7 protein-coding genes are annotated in these 11,942 nt (G+C 64.0%); 2 read left to right on the top strand and 5 right to left on the bottom strand.

Translation table 11 applies throughout. The annotated features are described in order from the left end of the window. Positions 1-2,598, top strand: a 2,598-nt coding sequence (locus ACH196_RS28985; RefSeq protein ID WP_396650319.1) for a molybdopterin-dependent oxidoreductase, incomplete at its 5' end; no start/stop codon positions are given. A gap of 43 nt (positions 2,599-2,641) precedes the next feature. On the opposite strand, the gene ACH196_RS28980 is transcribed toward ACH196_RS28985, so the two are convergent. The 5 genes from ACH196_RS28980 to ACH196_RS28960 all read right to left on the bottom strand — a co-directional run bounded on the left by ACH196_RS28980 (position 2,642) and on the right by ACH196_RS28960 (position 9,045). Further along, a complete protein-coding gene (locus tag ACH196_RS28980; RefSeq protein WP_396650318.1) occupies positions 2,642-3,685 on the bottom strand; it encodes a DUF1254 domain-containing protein in 1,044 nt (347 codons plus the stop codon). An 11-nt stretch (positions 3,686-3,696) separates the two neighbouring features. Next, a complete protein-coding gene (locus ACH196_RS28975; protein WP_396650317.1) occupies positions 3,697-5,109 on the bottom strand; it encodes a DUF1254 domain-containing protein in 1,413 nt (470 codons plus the stop codon). Positions 5,110-5,170: 61 nt separating this feature from the next. After that, the gene (locus ACH196_RS28970; protein ID WP_396650316.1) at positions 5,171-6,190 is read right to left on the bottom strand and encodes an HAD family hydrolase; all 1,020 of its coding nucleotides are present in this window, start codon (positions 6,188-6,190) and stop codon (positions 5,171-5,173) included. A gap of 83 nt (positions 6,191-6,273) precedes the next feature. Next, positions 6,274-8,088: an arylsulfatase gene (locus tag ACH196_RS28965; protein WP_396650315.1), complete on the bottom strand. Its 1,815-nt coding sequence runs from the start codon at positions 8,086-8,088 to the stop codon at positions 6,274-6,276. A 45-nt stretch (positions 8,089-8,133) separates the two neighbouring features. Beyond that, entirely contained in the window at positions 8,134-9,045 is a 912-nt protein-coding gene (locus ACH196_RS28960; RefSeq protein ID WP_396650321.1) for a formylglycine-generating enzyme family protein, read from the bottom strand. A gap of 327 nt (positions 9,046-9,372) precedes the next feature. Here ACH196_RS28960 and ACH196_RS28955 point away from each other — a divergent pair, with 327 nt between their 5' ends. After that, the gene (locus ACH196_RS28955; protein ID WP_396650314.1) at positions 9,373-11,883 is read left to right on the top strand and encodes an SH3 domain-containing protein; all 2,511 of its coding nucleotides are present in this window, start codon (positions 9,373-9,375) and stop codon (positions 11,881-11,883) included. Positions 11,884-11,942: the final 59 nt, after the last annotated feature.

Genomic DNA, 11,942 nt, shown 5'->3' with positions numbered 1-11,942 from the left:
GCGGACGGCAGCGTTGCCGTCCGCGGCGACCCCGATCATCCGGCCAATTTCGGAAAACTGTGCTCGAAAGGTTCGGCACTCGCCGAGACGCTTGGGCTCGATGGCCGCCTGTTGCATCCGGAGATCGGCGGCAAGCGGACGGACTGGAACGTGGCGCTCGACCTCGTGGCGCGCCGTTTTTCCGAGACGATAGCGACGCACGGCCCGGATTCGGTCGGCTTCTATGTGTCGGGCCAATTGTTGACCGAGGATTATTACGTCGCCAACAAGCTGATGAAGGGTTTTATCGGGTCGGGCAACATCGATACCAATTCGCGGCTGTGCATGGCCTCGTCGGTCGCCGGCCACCGGCGGGCCTTCGGCGAGGATATCGTGCCGGGCAGCTACGAGGATTTCGAACAGGCCGACCTGGTCGTGCTCACCGGCTCGAATACGGCCTGGTGCCACCCGGTGCTCTACCAGCGCCTGCTCGTGGCCCGCGCGGCGCGTGGGACCAGGATCGTCGTGATCGACCCGCGCCGCACCGCCACGGTTGCCGACTGTGACCTGCATCTTGCGATCAGGCCGGGCACGGACGTGCTGTTGTTCAACGGCCTGCTGGCGCATCTGGTGCGCACCGGCGCGGTCGACGCCGACTATGTCGCGGCTCACACCAGCGGCTTCGACGCGGCGATCAATCTTGCGGATGCCGACGCGCCGACGATCAGGCGGGTTGCCGAGGGATGCGATGTCGCCGTCGCCGATATTGAGCGCTTTTACAGTTGGTTCGCGACGACCGAGCGCTCGGTGACGGTCTACAGCCAGGGCGTCAACCAGTCGGCGCACGGCACCGACAAGGTCAACGCCATCGTCAACTGCCATCTCGCCACCGGCCGCATAGGAAGGCCCGGCATGGGACCGTTCTCGGTCACCGGCCAGCCCAACGCCATGGGCGGGCGCGAGGTCGGCGGCCTCGCCAACCAGCTTGCCGCCCATATGGGCTTTGACAACCCGGCAGATGTCGACCGCGTCGCCCGCTTCTGGGGCGCGCCGCGGATCGCAAGGCGCGCCGGGCTGAAGGCCGTCGACATGTTCGAGGAGGCCGCCGACGGGCGCATCAAGGTGCTGTGGATCATGGGCACCAATCCCGCCGTCAGCATGCCCGACGCGGGAAGGGCGCGCGCGGCGCTGAAAAGGTGCGACTTCGTCGTTGTCTCCGACATCGTGCGCACCGACACCACGCGCTTCGCTAACGTGCTTTTGCCCGCCGCCGGCTGGGGCGAGAAGGACGGCACCGTCACCAATTCCGAGCGTCGAATGTCTCGCCAGCGCCCTTTCGCGCAAATGCCCGGCGAGGCCCGCCCCGACTGGTGGATCGTCACCGAAGTGGCCCGCCGCATGGGGTTTGCGGAAGCCTTCGACTATTCAGGGCCGGCGGCGATTTTTCGTGAGCACGCCGCGCTCTCGGCGTTCGAGAATGAAGGCGCCCGGCTGTTCGACATCGGCGATCTCGCGGACATGAGCGACGCCGGCTACGAGGCATTTTCCCCTCGGCATTGGCCGGCGCGGCGCGGTTCGTCCCCGACCGCAGACAGGCTCCTGTGTGACGGGGCTTTTCCGACGCCGGACGGGCGTGCGCGGTTCATCGCTGTCCGCCAGGAAGGCCCGGCGCTGCCAGTGGATGCCGCCCATCCCATCGCGCTCAATACTGGCCGCCTGCGCGACCAGTGGCACACGATGACGCGCACCGGCCTCGTGCCGCGGCTGATGGCCAATGCGCCGGAGCCGGCGCTTGAGATCAACCCGGCCGACGCCGCCGAAATCGGCCTGCGGGAGGGCGACCTCGCGCGTCTTGACAGCCGCTACGGCGGCGGCCGCGCCAAGGTGCGCATCACCGAAACCCAGCGCCGTGGCGAGGCCTTTCTGCCGATGCACTGGAGCGGCCGATTTGCCGCCAACGCGGCGGCGGGTCCGTTGTCGACGCCGCTCGCCGATCCGCTCTCCGGCCAGCCCGAACTGAAACACGTGCCGGTGCGGATCTCCCGCGAGCCGATCGAATGGGCCGGCGTGCTGATGACCCGGCGCGACCTCCGCCCGACCGGTTTTGTCCACTGGAGCCGCGCCGCTGTTGCGGGCGGATGGGTCTATGAGCTTTGCGGCACCGAATCCCCGGACCAGGGCATCCTGCTCGCCCGCGGGCTGCTCGACATCGTCCCCCGCGACCAGTTGCTGGAATATACCGACAGGCGAGGCCAGGCATTCCGCGCAGCGGCCACCGACGCCGCCGGCGGACTTGCCGAGGCGCTGCTGGTCGGTCGGCCCGGGCAGTTGCCCGGGCGCGAATGGCTGCTGTCGCTTTTGGCGTCGGGCGAACCGCTGTCGCCGCAGGACCGCCGCGCGCTGCTGTCGGGACGCGCGCCGGTGCCGATGCCGGCGGTCGGCCGTATCGTCTGCTCGTGCTTCAGCGTCGGCATCAACCAAATTGCCGCTGCGGTAACGGGTGGTTGCAGCAGCGTCGAGGAGGTCGGCGGGGCGGTACGCGCCGGCACGAATTGCGGCTCCTGCCGGTCCGAGATCAAGTCGATCCTCGATATGTCCCGCTTGCAGGCGGCTGAATGATGTCGTCAGAAGCACCGGCCGCCGGCGTTCTTCCAGCAGGTCTTCACTTCGCCGGTTGCGGCTCCGGGAATGTCCACTTGCCGCCCAGTATCTCGGCCCTCGGGCGATAGAGCCGCACCGTATAGTTCCAGCCCTCCATGATCGGCAGGCAGTTGGCAACCTTACCGTCGCAACCGCCGAACTGGATGGTGACTGCGCCGCCATCGCCCTTCTTGGCGGTGATGTTGTTGACGGAATAGGCGTTGTACGGATTCTTTTCGTAATAGCCCTCGGCATTGTAGAGGCTGACCGACCAGAAGGCGTCGACCGGCACGTCCTTGACGTCCAGCTTGTAGACCGTGGCGCCGTCGTTGCCGGCGGGCGTGACGTTGAGATAGATCGCGTCCTTGTCGGGATTGCCGCCCCAGGCGGCTGCGCTGCCGATCAGATGCCGGACCGGATCGACCTCCTCCTTCGTACCGAATGCCTTTTTGAAATCGGGAAGGGTGCTGCTGAGGACGAGCAGTGCGTCGCGGACCTTCTTCTGGCTTGCCTGGTCCCAGGCGGGAGCCTCGAATTTTCCCGGCCCGCCGGGCTGGTCGACCTTGATCGCATCCTGCAGCGCGTGGACCCTCTTCACATCCTCAGCATCTGCGGGGTCGACCAGGGTGCGGATCGCGACCAAGACATAGCGCGTGCCCACCTTCTGCTTGTCCAGCGTGTAGCTTCCCGCGCCATAGTTCACCTCCGGCACGTAGTGATCCTCATTGATTACCTGCATCGACATGAAGCGGTCTCCCGCATCGGGCAGCGTGATGGTGACCGGCCCGGCATCGAGATCGAAACCGGCGCCGGAATAAAGCGTATCGCGGTTCATGCGGATTACCGGCTGACGGTCGATCGGCGTCGGTTCGCGATGATGCAGGAATTTGCCGATGCCGCCTGCATCCTTAGTGGTCGATCCGAAATAGAGATCGCTTTCCGCGCGAACGAAATTGTCGGCGGTGACGGGCACCGTATTCTCGGCGGAAGCGGCCCCCGTCAACGAAAACACTGCAACATTTCCAGCCGTCACCAGGACGGCCGCGCCGGCAAAAAGACGTTTCATGACTTCCTCTCCTACTCTGCCGCTGCCTTCTCGACATCCGGCAGCCGCCACGTCTTGTCGAAGAGTGCTTGTGTCGGTGCATAGAGGCGGAACATCAGCTCAAAGCCGCGCTGCGGGTCGGTCGGCACCCAATTCGTCTCCTTTCCGGCCGGCGCCTTTGGTCCGAAGAAGATGTCGACCGAACCGTCGGCGTTCTTCTGAAGCTCGGCGGCGTTCGAGGCGCGGCTGGCGCGCTCCATGTTCCTGACAAGCGCATGGGTCTGACGGTCATAGACGGTGACGGACCAGTATTGATCAACCGGCGGATCCGGCGGCACCGTCAGGCGGTAGGATTTGCCGCCGTCGTAAGGGTCCCCATCCTTGTCGCGGATGGAAATAAGATAAAACTGGCCTGCCCCCAGGCGCTTTATCGAGATGTAGGCGTAGGTGTAGCCGAGCCCGCGCGCATCGATCGCGTATTTGTTCCTGTCGGCGTAGGTTGTCCCCTGGGCTTCTATCGCCTCGGGCAGGGCCGGCATGGTCCAGCGGCTGCCATCCCAGAAAGGCGGAAAGCCAGCATCGTATCGATGCTCCAGAAGAGCCTTCGCCTCGCTGATCGCTGTGGCGAAAATTGCCTTTGTCGCCTCGTCCGGCGCGAACGGCTTGCCCTTCTCGATGCCGATCGTGCGCAGTTGGTCGATCATCGCGCGGTCGCGTTCGATCCAGGGCTCCGACTGCACGACCCGGTCGAGATGTTCGTAGAAGCTTGGATCGTAGCGGATCGTGGAGTCGAACTCGATGTCCCTGACATCGCTAAACACCGTCTCGGGCGGATTGGCCGCGGCCGAGAGCGGATAGAATTTCACACGCTTGGCGTAATCGATCGAGGCGGCGACGTCAGCGTCGGCATGGCTCTTCAGGTTCGGGCGCACGAGCGCATAGCCGCCATAGGTGTCGGATTGAAGCGGACTATAGCCCTCCGGCACCTTCTGGTCGTAGCCAGGCGGCAGGATCACGAACTTGCCGCCGGCCCCTTTGTCCACGCCGAGCAGGCCGACATCCTCAAGCGACGTCTGCCATTGCGTGACGATATTGCCGTTGAGCGACCCGTTTTTATCTCCAGGCGGCACTTCGAGCACCATCGGCCCTTCTTTCGTGTCGAAGAAACCCATGAAGTAGAGCGTGTCGGGATTGGGCGTCAGCGTCTGGTTGCGATCATCGAGTGGCCGCCCCCAGTAGATGAACTGGTTCACCTTGCCCGGTGTCTTGGTCAGCATCTCCTGGCGCATCAGGTCGGTGTTGACCGCCGGCATCCCCCAGATCGCTGCCTCCACCGCGCGGCGCTCGATGGCGTGCTTCTGAAGTTCCCCGGCGTTGAAATCCTGCGCCAGCGCAAATGGCACGGCGCATATCAGGGCCAGCGCTGCGAGTACCGCTTTGATCACGATATCCTCCTCGGAACCTCAAGCGCGGCGTCTGAGGCACAATTCACCGCCGCGCTTCCGATCACTGTGCTGCCGGAAAAATCACCTTCCAGTCGTTCTTCATGCTGATCACCGGCCAGCCCTTCGCCGCCGCCTCGTCGAGCCCCTTGTCCAGCTTGCCGATCTGCGAGGTGCGGTCATAGGCATATTCGCGCTCCGCATCGTCGTGATGCACATAGAGAGCGAGGCGCGCGCCCGGCCCGCCCGACACATATTGCAGCATCTGCAGGTCCCCGTCGGAATTGCCGAAGGCGATGATCGGCCAGCGGCCGATATGCTGCTGGATGCCGACCGGTTTGCCGGGACCGTCGTCGATGAATTGCACCTTGTCGGTCTTGATCAGTTCAGGCTTGCCGTCGCTGGTAAGCCGGAATTCCGTCACGCCGGACGAACCCACCACCTGTTCCGGCGGAATGCCGTAGGCAGTTTCCGTCCAGGGCCGCATGAAGTCGATGCCGCCGCCCGACACGATGAAGGTCTTGAAGCCGTTGGCGCGCAGATACTGCATCACCTCCAGCATCGGCTGATAGACCAGTTCGGTGTAGGGCCGCTCGAAGCGCGGGTGGCGCGCGGTTTTTGTCCAGTCGAGCACCGCATTCGAGAATTCGTCGGTGGTCATGCCGCCATGCGTCGCCGCGACGACGGCAAGCAGACCCTTCTCCCCGATAGTCGCGGCCGTCTTCACGTCGCCCTCCAGCAGCGCCTTGAAGGGCTGTTCGTCCTTCCACTCCGGATGCTGCGGCGCCATTGCCTTTACGCGGTCGAAGGCGAAGGCCATCTGGAAATAGAAGGGCTGCTCGCACCAGAGAGTGCCGTCATTGTCGAATGTGGCGATGCGCTCTTCGGCCGACACGAAGTCGGGTGAGCCCTGCGTGGTAACGCGCTGAACAAACTGGGTGATCGCCGACTTGGCAGCGCCGTCGTTCCACGAAGGCAGCGGATCGGTCTGCGCGAGCGCACGAAATTGCGGAAAGGCGATTAGCCCGACGGCAAGCAGGGCTGCCAGGAACGTCCGCCTGGTCAGGGAAGCAAAAGAAGACATACAATCCCTCTATACTGCTTTGAGCTCGTAGGAGATGCGCACCGGCCCGTCTTGCGGGCGGGCTGGTGCGCAGGCAATGCCTGCTACGGGCTCTGCAACTGCTGCTGGATCATCTGATTCAGCGCGCCACGAACCTTGTCGAGGTCAAGGTTCTCCTTGAAAGCCTCATTGCGCTTCATGGCATCCATCGTCGTTTCCATGACGTTCGCCGGGTTGAAGCTCGGCGGGAAGGAACGCGGCGGAAAATCCTTGAACGTCGCCACGAACTGGAAGACCTCGTCCATCACCCCGTACATCATGTGGACATGGTTCATCTGCCAGTCCCAGAAGGTGTTGGACGTGATGTCAGCCCGTTCGAACGGATCCTGGAACAGGTTGAAGATCTTCTGCAGGCGAAGCGTGGTGAACGGCTCGGCCCAGACGCCCATCGTGCCTTCCTTGCGCTGCTCGGAGAACACGTATTTGTAGTCGCCCTGCCGCATGCCCACCAGCAGGCCGTCGTCGTCGGAATAGAAGAACTTGTCGCGGGCGCTTTTCGTGCCGTTGTTGGTGGCGGCGCTACCAGTCACGCTCGTCAGGAAGACCGACTGGTCGTAGCCGTCGAGATGCACCTTGTAGTCGATGCCGTTGGCCTTGTAGCCGGCCTTGAGCTTGGCAACGATGTCGGGTTCCCCGGCGATCGCGCAGAGCGTCGGGATCCAGTCGTTGTGGCTCATGATCTCGTTGGTGACGGTGCCGGGTGCGATCTTGCCCGGCCAGCGAACGAGGCAGGGAACGCGGAACGCGCCTTCCCAATTGGTGTTCTTCTCCGAGCGGAACCATGTCATGGCGCCGTCCGGCCAGGTGTTCATGTGCGGCCCGTTGTCGGTCGAGTAGATGACGATGGTGTTGTCGGCGATGCCCATGTCGTCAAGGGCCTTGAGCAGGCTGCCAACCGTATCGTCGTGCTCCATCATGCCGTCGATGTATTCGCTGTCCCCGTGGGTATAGCGGCCGCGATGGCTGTCGCGGACATGCGTGCGCAGGTGCATACGGGTCGAATTGAACCAGGTGAAGAACGGCTTTCCGGCGGCCTGCTGCCGTTTCATGAAGTCGATGGCCGCGGACGAGGTCTCGTCGTCGATCGTCTCCATCCGCTTCTTGGTGAGCGCGCCGGTGTCCTCGATGGTCTGCTTGCCGACCTTGCCGAAACGCGGATCCTCGGTCGGATCGTCGATTTCGGTCGCCTTGCAGCGCAGCACACCGCGCGGGCCGAACTTGGCAAGATAGGCCGGATCCTTCGGATAATCAGGCAGTTCCGGCTCTTCCTCGGCGTTCAGATGGTAAAGGTTGCCGAAGAACTCGTCGAAACCGTTCACCGTCGGCAGCGACGGGTTGCGGTCGCCGACGTGGTTCTTGCCGAACTGGCCGGTCGCATAGCCGAGGTTCTTCAACAGGCCGCCGACCGACGGGTCGAGTTGGCTCATACCCATCGGTGCTCCGGGAAAGCCGACCTTGCTTAGTCCGCTGCGGATAATGTGCTGGCCGGTCAGGAATGCCGAGCGCCCGGCTGTACACGACTGCTCGCCATAGTAGTGCTGAAACTTCAGGCCTTCCCGGGCGATGCGGTCGATGTTCGGCGTCTCGTAGCCCATCAGGCCGTTGGAGTAGGCGCTGATGTTGGCAATGCCGATGTCGTCGCCCCAGATGACCAGGATGTTGGGCTTGCCTCCCGTGGAAGCGGGCGCGGCAGGCTGTTCCTGAGCCTGTGCGGCTGTCACGAACGATGTCAGCGACGACGTTGCGGCAAGAGCGGTTCCGGCGAAAAGGATACTACGCCGGCTTACATTGATATCTTCGGGGTGGCCAAGAGCGTTTCCGCGCGCGCGACCGTCGTCGCCTTTCGAGGTGTCGTCCATGTCCTGCTCCTCCTTTTCATGCCGATAGTGCCGAACGGGTTTCCGTCATTTTCTGCGCACACAGCGGAAGCTGACATGGCTGGTCGAGGTGTCCACTGCCTCGGCGTGGCGGGCCGCGGGGCGATAGCGGCGGCAGTAATTCGGCGCGCAGAGATGCGAGCCGCCCTTCAGCACTTTTTGCGGAATCCTGCTTTCCGGCTGGCGCGGATCGTAGCTGCCCTCTTCCGGCGCGCCGCGCGGATTGACCGGGACGCAGCAGGCTTTCGCCTCGTCCGCCGGGTGCCGGGTCGACCACCAGTCGGACGTCCATTCCCACGTATTGCCGATCATGTCGTAAAGGCCGTAGCCGTTGGGCGGATAGCTCCGGACCGGCGATGTACGCTCGTGGCCGTCGGCCAGTAGGTTCTGATGCGGGAATTCGCCCTGCCAGGTGTTCGCCATATGCTTGCCATCGGGCGTGAATTCGTCGCCCCAGGCAAATTCGGCGCCGTCGAGTCCGCCGCGCGCCGCATATTCCCATTCCGCCTCGGTTGGCAGGTCCTTGCCCACCCATTGCGCATAGGCCAGCGCGTCGGCATAGGCGACATGCACGACAGGGTGGTTGTCCTTTTTGAAGAGGCCGCTTCCCGGCCCGATCGGATGCCGCCAGTTGGCGCCCCGGGCGAATTCCCACCAGTTGCTCCAGTTCCTCAGGTCCACCGGGCCGGCGGATTTGCGGAAGACCAGCGAGCCCGCGAACAACATATGCGGCAAGGCGACCGGATAGTCCTTGGGGTCGGGCACTTTCTCCGCTACGGTGACATGGCCGGTCGCCTTCACGAATTCTTTGAACTGGCGGTTGGTGACGGGCGACCTGTCGATGAAAAAGCCATCGACCCGCACCCGGTGCGATGGCGCTTCTTCGGCATAGTGGCTGTCCGAGCCCATGCGGAACATGCCGCCCGGAATGTAGGCCATGTCCGGAGGGCAGGCCGCAACCGCGTCCGCGCCGGAAGCCCCGGAGACGTTCACGTCTCGCACCCGCCGCAAATCGGTCGTGCCAGGTTGCCCATGACGCGTCCCTCCGGTTGTCGGCATTTCCCAGCTCGCCCGACACCCTCGACGAAAGAGGACGCGGGAAGCACCTGAAAGCTACGGCGGGGCTCGCTGTCTGACAAGAGGAGCGAAGGGGCTGGCCTATATCTTGATAGGTTGAGACGTGCTCCAGCTCTTTAACGCAGGCGCCGTTTGCGGCGAGTCGCGTTGCTAGGTTATTCTATCCAAGTCCGTGCCCGGAGATACCAGATGCGCATCGTCACGCTCGCCACTCTTCTTCAAGGCCTGGTTCTGGCGGCGGCATTCGCCGGCCCGGCCACCGTCACTTCCAAGGTCAATCTGCGTTCCGGCCCGGGCACAAGCTATCAGAGCCTCGGCATGATCCCCGAGGATGCCAAGGTCGACCTCGCCGAATGCGATGCGGCGGGCGGTTGGTGCGCGGTGACTTACCAAGGCAAGACCGGCTTCGTCAGCGGCAAATATGTCAATGAGCAGGACACCGGCCGTCCGGGCTGGCCGCGCTCCTACACCACCGACAAGGGCGCCGAGATCGTGCTTTACCAGCCGCAGGTCTCAAGCTGGGACAAGTTCACCGACCTCACCGCGCTGGTCGCCACCGAGTACAAGGCCAGCAAGGATGCGAAATCGGTATTCGGCGTGATCGGGCTGACCGGCAAGACCCAGGCCGATGCGGACGCCGGCGAGGTGGTCATCACCGACATCAAGATCACCGAGCTTAATTTCTCCGCTCTCGATCGTTCGCAACTCGCGGATTTCGCGCTGGAAATCGGCAAGATCCTGCCGACAGGGGCGGTGACGGTCACCGAGGAGCGGCTCACCGCCAGCCTCGCCGACTATCAGCGGATGGACGACGCAAAGGGCCTGAAGGCCGATCCGCCGCCGATCTTCGTTTCCAAGTCGCCGGCGGTCCTGGTGCAGACCGATGGTGAGGCGGTTTTGGCGCCGGTCAAGGGCGCGCCAGGCGTTTCCTTCGTCGTCAACACCAACTGGGATGTGTTCAGGATCGACGCGGACCAAAGCTATTTTTTGCGCGACGAGAAATCGTGGCTGACAGCAAAGGCGCTTGACGGCGATTGGCAGCCGGTAACGACGCTGCCGGATGCGCTGTCGAAACTCCCCGACGAGGACAACTGGAAGGATGCGCGCGCCGCCATGCCGCCCGCGCCATTCGGCGACGGCGCCGTTCCCAAGGTCGTCTATTCATACAAGCCTGCCGAGCTGATCAATATCGACGGCGAGCCCAAGCTCGAACCGGTCGCGGGCACCGGCCTCGAATGGGCGTCGAACAGCGACGGCGACGTGTTTTTCCACAAGGCGAGCGGCAACTGGTACGTGCTGCTCTCCGGCCGCTGGTTCTCGGCAAAATCGCTTGACGGCCCCTGGACTTTCGCGACGCCCGACCTGCCCGAGGATTTCCAGAACATTCCGGACGATGCACCCTACGCCAGCGTCCGTTCGTCCGTGCCGAAGACTTCGGAGAATGCCGAGGCGCGGCTGAAGGCAAGCATTCCGCAGATGGCGCGGGTGTCGACCGACGGATCGGTCAAGGTCGACGTCGCCTATAGCGGCGATCCGAAATTTGAGCCGATCGAGGGCACGTCGCTCAAATATGCCGTCAACACCAACGAGACGGTCATCCAGGTCGGCGCGAAATATTTCGTGCTGAAGGACGGTGTCTGGTTCGTCGGCGACAGCCCGACCGGGCCGTTCGTCGTCGCCACCGCGGTGCCCGACGAGATCTACACGATCCCCGCCTCGTCGCCGGTCTACAACGCTACCTACGTTCGCGTTTATTCGACGGAATCAGACGCGGTCTGGTTTGGCTACACGATGGGCTATCTCGGCGCCTATCTGGCCTGGGACGCCCTGGTCTACGGCACGGGCTGGTACTATCCCGTTTATTGGGACACCAACTGGCATGGTGGCTACTGGCCGTACTATCCGAGGCCGGTCACCTATGGAGTTGGCGCCTTCTATAATCCGGCGCGCGGTACGTTCGGCCGCTATGGCTACGCCTATGGCCCGTATCGTGGCATCGTGGCCGGCGCCAGCTACAATCCACGCACCGGCACCTACATCCGCGGTGCGGGGGTGTCCGGACCGGCCGGCGAGCGCGGTTTCATCGCCGCCTACAATCCCCGCACGGATACCGGCGTGATCGCGCGGGGCGGCACCAATGTCTACGGCTCGTGGGGCTCGGCCAGCGTGCGGCACGGCACGGACTGGGCGCGCGCCAGCGGCGGCTCGACAGCCGCCGGAGGGCAGGGCGCCCGCTGGAACACGTCTGACGGTAATCATGGTTTCGTCGCACAGGGGCAGGGCGGCGACATCTATGCCGGCCGTGACGGAAACGTCTACCGGCGCGAGGACGGCCAGTGGCAGAAACGCAGCGATGGCGACTGGCAGCCGGTCCAGAAGCCCGACACCGACAATGGAAGGAAGCCCGGACAACAACTGGGCGACGGCGGCTCGAACCTCGCAAATCGGGCGCAGCAGGGGCAGGGCGCGCCGGCCGCCAATCGTCCTTCGCAGCAGCGCAAGATCCAGCAGGTCGCCCCGGATCACCTTGGGCTCGATCGTGCCGGCCGCCTGGCCGGCAACCAGAGTTCGCTCGCACGCCGCTCGGAATTCAATCCGCAATTCAATGGCGGCAATTTTGATCGCGGTGGATTCCAACGCGGCGGTGGGCGTGGCGGCGGTGGATTCCATGGCGGAAGGGGAGGGCGTTTCCGCCGTTGACCTTTGGCGCTCTCGCCTACTTCGCAAGGCGCTTGGCAGTGCCGGTATAAAATTCGAGG

It is taken from the genome of Mesorhizobium sp. IMUNJ 23232 (genome assembly GCF_044326205.1).
In the GTDB taxonomy this organism is placed as follows: Bacteria; Pseudomonadota; Alphaproteobacteria; order Rhizobiales; family Rhizobiaceae; genus Kumtagia.
Note: the sequence above shows the minus strand (reverse complement) of the source record. Positions and strands in the feature narration are given on the sequence as shown.